Annotated in this window: 13 protein-coding genes; 4 read left to right on the forward strand and 9 right to left on the reverse strand. The window is 59.8% G+C overall.

Going from position 1 to position 13,067, the window contains the following annotated elements; genetic code table 11:
* Both K2Q04_RS21565 and K2Q04_RS21570 read left to right on the forward strand, forming a co-directional pair.
* On the forward strand, positions 1-317 hold a 317-nt coding region (locus K2Q04_RS21565; RefSeq protein WP_291167552.1), incomplete at its 5' end, for a thioesterase family protein.
* The gene (locus K2Q04_RS21570; RefSeq protein WP_291167555.1) at positions 314-1,900 is read left to right on the forward strand and encodes an MFS transporter; all 1,587 of its coding nucleotides are present in this window, start codon (positions 314-316) and stop codon (positions 1,898-1,900) included. The genes K2Q04_RS21565 and K2Q04_RS21570, both read left to right, overlap by 4 nt.
* Positions 1,901-1,913: 13 nt before the next feature.
* Here K2Q04_RS21570 and K2Q04_RS21575 read toward each other — a convergent pair whose 3' ends face one another.
* Positions 1,914-2,300, reverse strand: a complete 387-nt coding sequence (locus K2Q04_RS21575; RefSeq protein ID WP_291167558.1) for a hypothetical protein — start codon at positions 2,298-2,300, stop codon at positions 1,914-1,916.
* An 80-nt stretch (positions 2,301-2,380) separates the two neighbouring features.
* Between K2Q04_RS21575 and K2Q04_RS21580 the strand changes: the two genes are divergently transcribed.
* Positions 2,381-2,590 (forward strand): helix-turn-helix transcriptional regulator, encoded by a 210-nt coding sequence (locus tag K2Q04_RS21580; RefSeq protein WP_291167560.1) that lies wholly within the window; start codon positions 2,381-2,383, stop codon positions 2,588-2,590.
* A 170-nt stretch (positions 2,591-2,760) separates the two neighbouring features.
* Here the strand turns inward: K2Q04_RS21580 and K2Q04_RS21585 are convergent, their stop codons facing one another.
* From K2Q04_RS21585 to K2Q04_RS21620, 8 genes are all read right to left on the reverse strand, one after another.
* On the reverse strand, positions 2,761-3,369 hold the full coding sequence (locus tag K2Q04_RS21585) for a hypothetical protein (protein WP_291167563.1): 609 nt from the start codon (positions 3,367-3,369) through the stop codon (positions 2,761-2,763).
* A complete protein-coding gene (locus K2Q04_RS21590; RefSeq protein ID WP_291167566.1) occupies positions 3,347-4,522 on the reverse strand; it encodes an XRE family transcriptional regulator in 1,176 nt (391 codons plus the stop codon). Before K2Q04_RS21590 ends, K2Q04_RS21585 begins: the two co-directional genes overlap by 23 nt.
* The gene (locus tag K2Q04_RS21595; protein WP_291167568.1) at positions 4,519-5,898 is read right to left on the reverse strand and encodes a 7-cyano-7-deazaguanine synthase; all 1,380 of its coding nucleotides are present in this window, start codon (positions 5,896-5,898) and stop codon (positions 4,519-4,521) included. Before K2Q04_RS21595 ends, K2Q04_RS21590 begins: the two co-directional genes overlap by 4 nt.
* Positions 5,895-6,362: a hypothetical protein gene (locus tag K2Q04_RS21600; protein WP_291167571.1), complete on the reverse strand. Its 468-nt coding sequence runs from the start codon at positions 6,360-6,362 to the stop codon at positions 5,895-5,897. Before K2Q04_RS21600 ends, K2Q04_RS21595 begins: the two co-directional genes overlap by 4 nt.
* 281 nt (positions 6,363-6,643) lie before the next feature.
* Positions 6,644-7,063 carry a hypothetical protein gene (locus K2Q04_RS21605; RefSeq protein ID WP_291167574.1) on the reverse strand — a complete coding sequence of 140 codons (420 nt, stop codon included), beginning with the start codon at positions 7,061-7,063 and terminating at the stop codon, positions 6,644-6,646.
* A 114-nt stretch (positions 7,064-7,177) separates the two neighbouring features.
* A complete protein-coding gene (locus tag K2Q04_RS21610; RefSeq protein ID WP_291167577.1) occupies positions 7,178-7,357 on the reverse strand; it encodes a hypothetical protein in 180 nt (59 codons plus the stop codon).
* 376 nt (positions 7,358-7,733) lie between these two features.
* A complete protein-coding gene (locus K2Q04_RS21615; protein ID WP_291167581.1) occupies positions 7,734-9,665 on the reverse strand; it encodes a UvrD-helicase domain-containing protein in 1,932 nt (643 codons plus the stop codon).
* The gene (locus tag K2Q04_RS21620; protein ID WP_291167584.1) at positions 9,662-11,980 is read right to left on the reverse strand and encodes an ATP-dependent endonuclease; all 2,319 of its coding nucleotides are present in this window, start codon (positions 11,978-11,980) and stop codon (positions 9,662-9,664) included. Before K2Q04_RS21620 ends, K2Q04_RS21615 begins: the two co-directional genes overlap by 4 nt.
* Before the next feature lie 292 nt (positions 11,981-12,272).
* Between K2Q04_RS21620 and K2Q04_RS21625 the strand changes: the two genes are divergently transcribed.
* Positions 12,273-13,067 (forward strand): hypothetical protein (locus tag K2Q04_RS21625; protein WP_291167587.1); only part of this gene is annotated, 795 nt, incomplete at its 3' end.

The following is a 13,067-nucleotide window of genomic DNA, read 5'->3' on the forward strand; positions in this document are numbered from 1 at the left end:
CGAGGTTCGTTCTGGGTCGTCTTGATCTTGAGTTCCTCCGCGAAATGCATTGGCCCGGCACCGTCGAGGTCGGAACCCGTGTGGTGAAAGTCGGCCGCTGCTCGGTCGACCTGGCACAAGCCTTGTTCGTCGGCACCACATGCGTTGCGGTTGCCCGATCGACGGCGATTCTGATCGCCACGGACACGCGCCGGTCCGCGCCACTGTCACCGGATCTTGCCGGACAGCTGTGGGCCTATGCGGCCGCGCCAAATGGCACGGCAGGCGTGACACGGCTCGCCCATCTCGCGCTCCGCAGATGGGCGGCGCCGGCATGACGATTCACGAGATTGGTTCAATCCGGCCGGGGCTCTTGCGTGGTCCCGGCTTTACGGCGACGCCTCGCCATGAGGCCAAACGCCGACCGAGGACGTCGGGACCGCTTTCGGAGACTGGTCTCGTCCTGTTCGTGCTCGGGCCGTTCGCGTTTGGATACTTCCTGTCGTATGTGTTTCGAACCATCAATGCGCTCATGGCCGAGCCGTTAGCTCGCGACCTCCACGTCACGCCGTCCGATCTGGGATTACTCACGTCGATGTATTTCTTGGCGACGACGTTGGTCCAGCTTCCGGTGGGCGCGCTACTGGACCGCTTTGGCCCGCGACGGGTTCAAGCGCCGTTTTTGCTCGTCGCGGCTTTGGGCGCGCTCATCTTTGCGTTCGCTGACGGACTCGCGGCACTCATCGTAGGGCGACTGCTGATTGGCATTGGGATCGCGACCGCGCTCATGGCCGGGCTCAAAGCGGCGGTGGTTTGGTTTCCGGCCGAGCGGATCACGTTTGCGAATGGCCTGATCGTCATGACGGGGGCCCTCGGCGCCGTCGCCGCGACCGTGCCAGCCGACCTGCTCCTGTCGGCTATTGGTTGGCGGCAGATCTTTCTGCTGCTGGCGGCGCTTTGCGTGCTGTCGGCGGCGCTTATCTTTGTCGTGGTACCGGGACGACCGCGCCAATCGCACCCGGCTGCGAGCATGGCGACCGCTGGACTGCAGGCCATTTATGGCGATCCGCGCTTTCTTCGCCTCGCGCCGCTTTCGGCAACAGTTGTCGGAACCGCGTGGTCTCTTCAGGGGCTGTGGATGGCACAGTGGCTCACCGATGTTGAGCACCTCGGGCGTGAAGCCGTCGTCGGCTATCTCCTGGTCATGGGATTGGCACTTGCCGGCGGCGCGCTTGCCTTGGGCTCATGCGCAGAGTGGGCACAGCGACGCGGCATCACGCGCGAGCACGTACTCACGTCGCTGGCACTGCTATTCATCCTGGCGCAACTTGCGTTGATTGCCCGCACCCCCGTACCCATTGCCGTCAGCCTGATCGTGATCGCTATTGCGGGTGCGGCCACGGTGCTGAGCTACGCAATCATGCCCGGATATTTTCCGAGGGAAATGTCAGGCCGGGCGAACGGCGCGCTCAATGTCCTCCACATGTTCGGGGCGTTTCTCATCCAGTCGGCAACCGGCGCGTTGGTGAGCCTCTGGCCCCCGATCGAGGGTCGGCCGCCTGTCGAAGCCTACCAAGCGACATTCGGAATTGCCGTTGTCCTCCAGGCCGTCGCGTTGGCGTGGTTCCTGTGGCCAAGGAGTCCATCCCGACATGTGACGTTTGCGAGCAGTGTGGTCGAGCGCGAGGCACCCGAACGCAAGCGGGGGGTCGCCTCGCCCTACGACTCCGCTCTGCAGGAATGGGCGGACAGAGTCGTCGAGATGCGGTCACGGCACGTCATCTGGCGCAGGGCCGGTCTTAGTTCGGCGGCGCTGGTGATGTTGCTTGCCGTCCAAGTGACGTTGGTACTCTCGCGACCTGTCGTACCGTATGTCGTGAACGTCAGCGACAGCGGAATGTGGCGCGAAGATCGGCTTTAAGCCGGCGAAGCACCTACCGTTTGTGCTGTGGCAGTCCTTCACGAACGATTCTGACGGCTTCGAGGCTGCGTTGGAGTTTCTCTTCGAGCACGCCCAGGTCGACATAGTCATCGTCGCGATCCAAGACTTCGAGCGCACCGGAAATCAATCCGTCGATTGAAGCCTGCGCCAAACTCCTTCCGTCCCCGTGATTGGCAAAAACCGTGACCACGCCGTTTGCAGCGGTTTCAAGCGCAAGACCGCCAGCTTGGAAAGCAACCGCGTCGACGAGGTCACGTGGAATAAAAAGCCTCACGAACGGGGCGTCAGAACCTGCCTCTCCACAACTCACGACGTACCGCTCGGCATCGGCCGAGAGACCGATTGCAAACGGAGACATAGGCGCTGCGGTCGTTTTCATTGTTGGCGTCTTCCTCAAGTGCCGCAAATACCTAGCATACTAGGTGGAGGAATTCAAAACGATGGGTTGCCGTCGAAGTCATGGAACTTCGGCGGATCGTAGCTCAAAATCTGAGACGGCTGCGGCAGGACCGGGGGCTGACCCAAGAGGAGCTCGCGGACCGTGCCGGGCTTAATCGCAACTATGTCGGCATGGTCGAACGCGAAGAAAACGCGCCAACTGTCGACACGTTGGAAGCGTTGGCAAAAGCATTGGATATAGATCCGACAGCGCTCCTTGTGAAACAATAGCCTGCTCCGGCGATAGCCTCACCAGCATTGGCTCGCCGTGTTTGGCAAATTTCGCAGAGCCCTCGCTTTATCCCAATTGCCGACATCGAGCATCGCGCGATCGACAACGCCAAGGGCGCCAGCAACCACGTCCGGAATCGGAGGGTTCATGTCGAGCCGTCAGGAATCAATCACGTCGTTCTGCGAACGGAGGCGGGAAGCGAGAGGCACTGGGGCAATCGCTCGCGGCCAATCAGGTGGACAACCTCGGCATGCCGCTCGCGCGGCACGCGCATGCGGGCGCCAATCAGAGCGTAGAACAGGCCATCGGCCACACGATCCTTCCCCAACGCGGCTAGGACGAGCGGATCGAGGATCAGGTCGGTCGAGCTTGCCACGACGAGCGCGGAAAAACGCTCCGCAGATATTTTTCTGGCCTTCGCTTCGTCAATGACCGCGATGGCGGCGGTATCAACAGCATGCGCGATCGTCGCGGCTTCACCGTCGTCAAGGGTTGCCGCGGCAGAGCCGGCGATCAGCGATTCGAACGTTTCGTTCCCTGCGGCGGACAATTGCACCACAATGGCCAAGCTACGGCGCTGCCAGTCTGCGATGGCGTGGTGGACCTTGGCGCCGTGGCCGCGGCCGCCCTCCAGTTCCGCGGGAACCGTGTCGACGATAACGACCGGCCGACCGAGGGCTTCGAAGATTTCGACGGCGATGTGCGAGGCTTCGAGATTGATCGCGACACTCGTGTCAATGACGTAGGGGCGGAAGTCACTTGAGCTGAAGTTGGCCATCGGCCTCGCCCTCTTCATTCTCAAGTCCATCGAGCATCGCACGTAGCTCAACGCGATCGAGCTTGAGCATTCGGGCCAGCTGGCCTTCGGTCAGGAGCTCGCGATGATGCGCTTCCGCAGCGAGCATTGCGAGGCGCAGCGTGGTAGGGCGGTCGGTTTCTGCCTTGTGCGGGTCGGCTGGTTTGAGATCACCGAGGACCTGACGTTCGTGCTCGTCGGTGATTTTGCCGTTGCGCTCGAACCAGTCCCACGTCCCATCCCTAGCCAGCTTGAGCTCTTCCAGCCGACGCACGATCGCTTCGCGCGACACGCCAAAGAAGTGGGCGAGGATGATGACGTGCCTGCGAGTAAGCTGGGCGGCGCCGGCAGTGACCTCGTGGAACTTCTGCATCACGGCGCGGCCTGGGGTAAGAAACGCGCGCCCGAACGCATCGGAATACCGCTCCTCGCGGGAATTCGTAAACGGATGTTCAAGCAGGACTTCGGGACTGCGGCGCGTGGCAACGAGGTGGCCGATTTCATGACTGCCGCTTTGATTTCGGCGGGCAAGCGGATGTCTGGCGTTCAAGAGAATGCAGGCGCCCAGCATGTCATCATAGGCGAAGAGCCCCGAGATCGCGGGATTGATCGGCCGAACATAGACGCGTACGCCGAGGTCCATCTCGAGAAGCGTGATCATGTCCCGGATGGGAGCAAGACCGAGGCCCAGTTTTTGCCGGAGTTCAAGGGCATCCTGCTCGGCTTGTTGCCGGACGTCGCCGGGGAGAATGGGACGCTCCTGCGGGTAATTGAAGGAGCGCTTTATACCCAGGATGTTTTCCAGCTCGACTTCGGCGCGCGCGAGGTCGGAGAGCAGCGTTACGGCTTCATGGATGCCGTCGTCGTCGGCATTGATGGCCTTTCGGAACCTGGGCGTGAGATCGACATGAACGGCTTCGTCACGCAGAAGCGCGTTCGCAGAGGTCTTGTAGAGGCGGGCAAGAAGCTGGATTTCGTCCATGCGGACGCGTCGTTGCCCCTGCTCGATGGCAACCAGGGTCGTTCGCGCCATGCTGGTTTCGGCAGCGGCATCGGCTTGGGTGATGCCGGCGACCTCACGGGCCTTACGCAGGCGTTCGCCGATCTGTTTGAGGTTCCGGCCATCACGGGTCATGGCTGGTCTCCTTTCGTCCAGGCATGGAGAAACGATTCGGGTCCGACAGCCGCAAGAAAGGCCTTCCACTCCGCCCGATGACGCTCGAGCCCGTCGGTAATCTTCAATGCGATCTCGGTCTCGGAGAGGCGCGGAGGACGAGCAAGGCGATAGGCGGCATGGGTGATCTCCTCGACGTTCGCCGGAGTGCGGTGAAGTTCGGCCAAGTGGTCCATGTGCAGCGCGCCGGCGATGGCATACGCGCGCTGCGCCCTCGTGACTTTCTTGGGATTGAAACCGGTCAGAACTGCCGCTGCGAACGTGGGTGCGGACAGGTCCTCCCAGATATAGGTCCCGGGCGGGTCTTCAAGTCCGGCCGCGTGTAGGCTCATGCGCCTGAGAAGACAGGCGGCGCAGATTCCGCATTGGCGGCGGCGGCCGTCAAACGCGACCTGCCGGCTGTCCTGCCAGCAGGAGCGCGTTCCCGTCAGCTTGAGCGCGGCAGTTGCGTCAGCAGCGATCGCCGCGATAAGCGTCTCCGCTTTGGTGCTCCAGAGGCGCGGATAGTCGAAATGGAAGCTCTGGCCGAAGAGCACGCAGAGGAACGCAGCCATCCGGTCGGTGAACAGCGGATGGTTGCGATAATCTTCGTAGGCATGGGCTACAGGGACGAGTGCCGGTCCGAGGGCACCTTGCATGCTTTCAGACATGACAATGCGGCTGGCGCCTGAAAGCCGGGCGGCAATCCCCGCAAGGGCAGTGAATTTGAAGGCGCGCGAACGCCCGCTCGACTCTGCGGCTTTGCCGATCGGTTTAACCGAGTAGGGAACCTTCGCGAATTGGCGACGAGTGGTTGGATCAGAGTCATTGACGGGACCAAGTCGGACGCGGATCAGTTGGCCGTCAAGCGAGCGTTCGAGAAGCGTGGCCACCGCGCGCGAGTCCAGGCCGTCGGAGTAGGGCATGACGGCTGCCACCTGCATCGGCAGAGGAAGCATCGGGGCGGCGGGCGCCGGCACCGGGGTTGAGCGGCTCCGGAAGTGGAGGTCCCACTCGTCTCCAGTCAGGAGCTCGAGGGCATCGCGCAGCCGATCTGCGACTGCGGGGTCCCGCCACTGCACCGGATCATGGACGGGGATGTCGATGGAGAAGCTGCGGCGCCATCCATGACGCGGCCGGCGTCGGCTCTTGTCGCAGACTTCGACGGCGGCAGCGACCAGCATAAGATCGTAGCCGAGCGGCTGGGAAGCCGCAAAGCAATAGCTTTCCAGTCCGTCGGTATGGAAGCGGATGTGGTCGCCAATCACACAGTCGTGCCAGCCCTTGCGGGGGCATCCGGCTTGCTCGCAGACGGCCAAGCGCAGCGGTTCCGTTTCGATTTGATCCTTCGGGCTCATAGGGGCGCTCCGTCGTCGATGCCATCCATTTTCTGTTGCGGGGCAGTCCGGGAGCCCGTTTCGATGCCGGTCAGCCGACGAGCCCATGCACCGAGGTCGGAGGCTGACGCAGCGGCATCGAGGTTCTGGCGCAGTTGATATGCGCGACGCTCGTTACTTTCCCGAAGGTAGTGCTCCTCCATCTGCCTGAAGCCGCGGCAGACGCGTAGATCGAGGGCGCGCCGCGCGGCATCCTCGAGTGCTGCGGGGCCGTGGAGCCCGGCTACCATAGCGCGGTCAGCACATTCGATTAGGGAGAGCGCGAGCGGCCGGCCGACCGACTCGCGTGCGAGCCGGTCGAGCTCGGGGTGACGTTGGTCGGAGAACATCGGGATCTGGTCAGCGGTGTCGCAGACCCCGCGCAGGGCGGAGATAAGGCCCGGACTTACCTCCTCGCGCCAATCGCCCGAGAGGGCATTGAGCATCCGGGGCACAGTTTCGGCGGGAGTCGCACTGGCGGTGTCGGCCACCTTTGCCAAACCCTTCCATGGCCGCCTCATGGGCAGACTCTTGTGCGGTCCGTCGCTCATGTCAGACATCATATAGTAAAATACTGACAATGTCAAATCACAGCGAGATCGCGGTAAGTCGGGACGCAGCGGCCGTTTAAGTGCGACGGGTCAGCCTCTGCAGTGAGCCGGCTTGCTTGCCGAGCGGCCGGAGGCCGCCGGGCATGGCGTGAGCGCAAACACCGTCATAAAGCCTGTCAAAGCTCTTCCGGCCACAGGCCTTTATGCTTTGGGTGCGCCTGCATGCGCTCGGCAACATTGCGGATTCCGGCCTGGGCACTGGTCGGCGACGTCCAAAAATGCTCGGTGACCGCCGTGCCCGTTAGCTCCTTGAGTATGGCCGCGTCCGAAGGCGCGGCCGGATCGCGCTGCCCGATCGGGGGCACCACATCGCTCAATTCTCGGAACGCGCCGAGCGAGACGATCTTGTCATTGCCGATCACAGTCTCACGCAGCACCATCTCCTTCTGGCTGCCATCCCATTGGTCGATGCCTTTATAGGTTCGCCCGAGGCGCTCGGCGGTCGCGCGCAACGTCTCCATGAAATCGGGGTCGGCATAGACGGCTTTGAGGTCGAGTATAATGTCGCCCGCCGCCGGTTGGCAGCGGAAGATCATTAGTACCTTTGTGCGCTCGGGGATTTTCTCCCGGAAGTGCTGCGCCACGTCGAGCGATGTTGTCCACGAGGAGACGAACTCGGGAATGGCGTCAAGAGCGACGCCTATCCCGAGCTAAGCCTTGCCGCGGACCTGCCGGAAGACCTCGGGTGACGCTTCGCGGTAACTGGCCGGAAAGTGTTTCGACGCTTCAATCAGCCGCTCGGCCTTGCGCGCCTTTTTCCTGGAGCCGGCCTGCCAGTCGTCGATCGCGTCGATCAGATCGTCGATATAGATGTTGGTCCGCTCTGCCATATTGCACCTCCGCTGCCGGTGATGTCCCTGATCGAGGTATTGCGATGGCGTCTCTGCACCGATCTTTGCGCTGAGCATGAGCCTCGGCCTATGTCGGCTATCGCCGCCATACGCAGCCATTCGCATCATCCCACGAGCGGTCCTTAGCATAATAACAATCGCAGGCGATCAGGCCACCGCTAACCACGTCCGCTTTTTGAGAGTTCAGCGGAATTCTTTCTTCATCTGCTAAAGACGCGACAGTCAAACGGTTGAAGATAAATTAGCGGTCGCGAGGTACAGCCTTTACCTCGACAACTGAGCAATTGAAACTTCACGAGTGAACCATCTGAAACGTTTTTAGCGTCGTCCGTATGGCCGACCGACGGCCAGAGTTCTAATTCTCGCTTTGAGCCCTAGACGCTAACATCCGATCGGCATCAAAAGCTTCGAGATTGTGGACGTCTTCGGCCGGGAACAGTCCGAGGCCCGCGATCGCGGCTTGCGCCGCCGCCGGGTTGTCCGCGAAGAAAATCACAGCCAAATCTTTGCCAGCGCGCGAGCAGCACACATACAACAGACGCCGTGTGCGGTCGAAAGTTGTCTCTTTGCCCTTACGCAGGTTGGTGCGGTCCGTATCGGACGGAGGCGTGATGCCGAAAAGTTTCCCGTATGAGAACTGGTTGTGGCGACCTTCCTCATCATCGAGGACAGTCAGGACTCGGCTGAACTCGGCGCCCTTGACCCCCTGATGCGTCTCGAAGGGCGACTGCTCCTCAATGTAGGCCCTGTAGCCCCAAAGCTCCTTCATGGGAGAGTGAAGTAGCCTTTGCAAAAATGCCGCGTCGCCTGAGCCTGTAGGTGGAACGGATGCGTTGTATTCGGCCATCGCCGTCAGAAGGCGATCGTCTAGCCTCGACATCCCTCCATCCCGAAGAATCCTCAGCGCCTCGAACGCAGCGACGGCTGAGGTTGCGCCGCATGCCTCGGCGAGGGACTTCACCCTTCCGTCCAGCTCCTTCAGGATCGTCGGCAAGGAGTTCGCCCGCACGTGCTCCCGCTGAAGGGAAGGAGCGAAGCGGCGCAACTGATTCATCACCTCAAACTGGTCGCCGGCTCTGTTAGCCAAGACCAGCGGCATCACAATTTTCAGCAAGGGTTGCACTGACCAATGCGAGCCATCATCGAACCCATCCTTCAGCCCTTCAGACGTCTTGTCGTGGAAAGCCTCGTAAAGCTCGGCAAAACCAAGGCGGCTGGCAGCCATGCGGTGTGCGATAACCAACACCTTCACATCGGCCTCCGGCTTATCGCTAAGCCAAAGGGGATCGACATGTTGATCCGCTAACCATTGGCGAGCCATGGCCAACCGCCCGCTCCGGTCGTCTTTTGGAACGACAAGAAGTTTTGCTGTGCCTTTAACGGGCTTTCGCTCTTCTCCAACGACTTCAGTCTTGCCGCCCGTCTGGGTCAGACCGTCGCCGCTGGCCCTGATATTATTGATGACGTTCAGAACTGCCACCGGGCACCGGAAATTTTCCGGCTTTTCGATCGTCTTCCATCCTGCGAGAGGCTCAATCGCGCCTGCGCCCGCAGTGTAAATCTTTTGCATCGGGTCGCCGATGAAGCCGAGGCAGAACTTCAAACCCAGTTCTAACGATATTGCCTTGAGCGCCTCAACCACGTCAGGAGCCGTGTCCTGGCTCTCGTCAACGAAAACGAAAGGGAATTTTTGACCTACGACCCTGGCGATGAGAGGTTGTGTGCGGATAAGCTCGGTCGACAGTCTGATCACATCATCATGCCCCAAAATTCCTTTGGGGTAGTCACTCCCGACGCCGTAGGTGAAACGGTCAACAGAGATGATCTTCTGTTTCTGCTCGCGGTAGCGCTCGATATCGGCCGCAGCCTGAACCCGCGTCTTCGCCTGCGTCCGGTTTGTGAAGGCTGCGATCGTCTCTTCAGTGTCGGCAATTTTCTGATCGAGCCGACGATCCACCCAGATCGCGATGTCTGCCTGAAAAGGCTTAATGGCGGTCCAAAGAAAACTGTGAATGGTCGAAACATGGAAGAGCGCATCGTTCCCGACGTCGCCCCATATCTCACCGACAGCGACCTCGGTGTAAGTGATGCAGGCAATCTTCTTGGCCCGCTGGCGAAGGTACGGCCCGCGTGTTTTTCGAAGATGATCGAGAGCCTTGACGATCGAAGTGGTTTTCCCAGAGCCAGCGCCCGAGACCATGACGAACCCTGTAGAAGTGTCAGCGTCAAGGAGGGTCCGAAGTTCAATATCAGCAGATGTATCCGGCTTGCCTGCACGGCTCGTCATTCCGCAGCCTCCCCAGCGCTGCGGGCTGCGCCAGGAGCAGGCTCAAGCTTCGCGTCGGCCTCCTCGATCGTCTCGTCGCCGATCGAGACATGCGTCGAGAGCCAGTCCAGACCCTGTTGGATATAGGTTGGGACAACCCAGCTCGCATCGTTGCTAGCAAGGAGCCCTAGGGCGAAGTTCGTCTTCTTGAAGCTTTCGCCCTTCACCCGCTTGTGGATTTTCGCGGCGAGATGCTCGAGCGATATTGTAGACGATTTGGCCCAACGGAGTCCGACCTCATGATGCTCCTTCTTCTGGCACCAGAGGAGATTTTCGTAGGCGAACGCCTCCTCAAGTGTACGGCTCTTGAGCTCGAGCGTGTCGGTGCCCCATGTCACAGTCACAGGGCACTGATAGGCGACCATCACATGTGCGCCGCAATCCGCCGTGGGAACCCGAAGTCTGTCGCCGGCCGGTGCTGCGAGGAGCTCATCGACCAGTGACTTACCGGGAATCCATTGGAGCAGGGTCTGGTTCGCTGTGATTGCGCCTGGTGTGCCGGCGGGACATTTTGACCTAGGCTTGAGCTTTTTTTCAACTGCTGCGTCTTTGCCCTCGTCTTCCTCTTCTTCAGCGTCCTCTGTCCCTTCAGAGCTTGAACCCTCTCCTGCTCCCTCCTCTCCTTCTTTCTTCGGCGATGGTGGATACACGCTGTCGAGGTCGGTTACGATCAGCGTCGGCAGTCCGAGGAATTCAATTAGTTTGCGGAAACGGTAGGCAAAAGCGCCGCCCACTTCGAGGATGCTCAGATAGGCCGCACCGAGTTTCTTGGCGCCTTGCGTAATCATCAGCGGCAGGACGAGACGCTCGACGTTTCCTTCAACCAGAATGGCCGCATCCGCAAAGAAGAGGTCGCAATGCGTAAGCTTCAGGTAGCGCTGCAGAAAATCCCGGTCGGGCTCGTTCTGATCGTAAAACACCGATAGGTTGAAAACGGCCGAGCTCTGCTTTGCACCGGTCTCTGGCGAGCGTCTGAAGTAACGGATCGGCTGGAAGCCACGCTCATAGAGAATGTGCGCCGAGTGTGTAGTAATCACGAATTGCGTTTCGAAGCCGTCACCACCTGTGGGTGGGATCAAGTCAGTGAGCTTGCGCACGAATGCCTGTTGGAGCTGGGCGTGCATGTGCGCCTCCGGCTCCTCGATGAAAATGAGATGAATAGGCTGCCGCTTATCTTCCTCGTCTTCCTCAGTGGTGGACCAGGCCAAATGCAGGTCTAGGAGTTCAACGCCCATATAGATGAGGTTCTTGAACCCAAGGCCGTTATAGCTGTCAGGAAGTGCGAGAGCTTCCGCTTCGGCGGTCGCCTCTTCGAGCAGATAGTAAACTTTCGCCTGCTGGTCGCCCATGAGGCGCTCCAGCTTGAGCGCCGCACGGACCTCAAGTGTGGGGTTTGCAAGGCCCGGATAACCAAGCTTCCGGAGCGCTTTGAACGTGTCGCTGAACACATCGGCAAAGTGATTGGTGAGCTGGTCCTCTGAAAGCGCGAGCGCTCTCAGAGCATTGTGATCGTCTTCCCGCTTCTTCTGATTGCGTGTGTAAAATCGACTCAGCCGTTTTGAGAGGTCTTCCGTTCTCGCCTGAGCGTTCCCGTCGCTCAAGTGGCGCTGCGCGCTGAGGAAATCAACTTTTATCAGCGAGTTGATGACGGCGTGTCCTGATCGCTCGGCATCACCGATTATCTCTTTGGGCGTATCGGCCCCGTCGGCACTTTTCGCATTGAGCTGCGCCTCATCCAGAACTAGGTAGCGCATACCATATTCGTTCTTCAGTTCCCGCGATAAATAATCGCGCATATTGCGCGGCCAAGGCCTGTAGTCCTGCCCGTCATTTTCCTTGGTCTTTGCGAATTTCGCTGCTTCCGTCGCCTTCGCCCTGAACTTCGCGAGTGTCTGAGCCGCATCCTTGGCCGCGAATTCGATCCGAAGTCCGACTAGCGATCCTTCCCAAGCTGCGCGCGGCAATAGCTCGACTACGCGATAGAGATTGTCCGCGTCTACGCTGATCCAGACATCCAGTGATATGGCCGGCAATTCGACCTTCGCGTCGGCCGCCCCTTCGACAGGGTATTTCTCGAAATCGGTCCAGCAGTCCGCGCAAAAGTCGTAAACCGTGAACTTTTCCTTACCGCCCGAAAGGAAAAGTTCGATGGCGTGAGTGGCCGACGTCTTCCCGCTGTTGTTGGCGCCTACGAAGATCGTCAGGTCATGGGCGAAATCGATTCGCGTGTCCGCAAATCGTCGGAAATTCTTCAACCGAATCGAATGTACATGCAATTTGTCTATCCCTCATGCGATTCGGCCGTTTATCCCTCGGGACATAACCACGCAACCGAGTTGGCCGACGCTCCAAAGTGGAGCACCCACAGAAAAATTTTGTAGGAACGTGAGGTCGTAACACCAAACTCAGCACAGGAAGCGCTCGATACGATGCATGCACGTTCGGCCGACGTCGATAAAATAAATAGGCCTACCTGCGCTGTGGATGATTCCCGATATTGCTGCCAACCGGCACCCGACGGCTGCTATAATGGAGCCTCTCCAATGATCCGCCCCCATCACGGCCAGCATGGTTCTTATCAAGCATTCGGCATTCCCGCCAAACGTCGGCCTTGCCGATCTTAGTGGCGTTTCGAAAATCTTCTATCATCTTCGGCAGCGGTTTTACCCGGTCGAATTCGCGGACTTGTGCACGCTGATTGACGAGATCGTTCTGCGTGATCACATCGTTCTGGTCGGAAAAACCGAGACGACACCCAAGCATTACTTAGCGGCTATTCAACCGCTCATCGACGAAGGCGTTTTCCACGTCTTAACGGAACCGTTTCGCCCCGTGCGAACCGAGGCATCGTCGACCGCGATGCGGGCGGCTGCGCAAGCCGCCGGCCGAGACATGCTGACCGCTGCGTCGATAGAAGATGCGGACCTTGAGGTAACGCGCCTGCTTGGCGCCGAAGCAAAGTTTGGCAGACCCGCAACGGTGCTATTGCGCAATCTCCATAATTTTGGCGTCAATCGGCGCCCTAAATTCGAGCACGGAATTATCGATCTTGTCCACCGCAACCGCCGCTTAGCGGATGATGCCCGCACGTTGCATACCGAAATTCAGCGGAACGGCGTACCAGCGCGAGGACTCGTCAAACTCGACGTTCCCCCGCTAGCGTTAAATGTCCTAAAGAATTCGGCATCGTTTGAGCAAGTGATCGAACGACTATTGGACATGCGCGATACGGCGTCCGAATTGCGGTACGACACGTCTGTTTTGGTGGAGCGCCTATCCAATCCGGCAACCACGCTTGATCAGCAGGCTGATCTAACGCGAAAATGGGAGATGAAATGGCGGAAGTCTTGGGACGACGCCATC

It is taken from the genome of Hyphomicrobium sp., from assembly GCF_019753045.1.
Classification (GTDB): domain Bacteria; phylum Pseudomonadota; class Alphaproteobacteria; order Rhizobiales; family Hyphomicrobiaceae; genus Hyphomicrobium_B.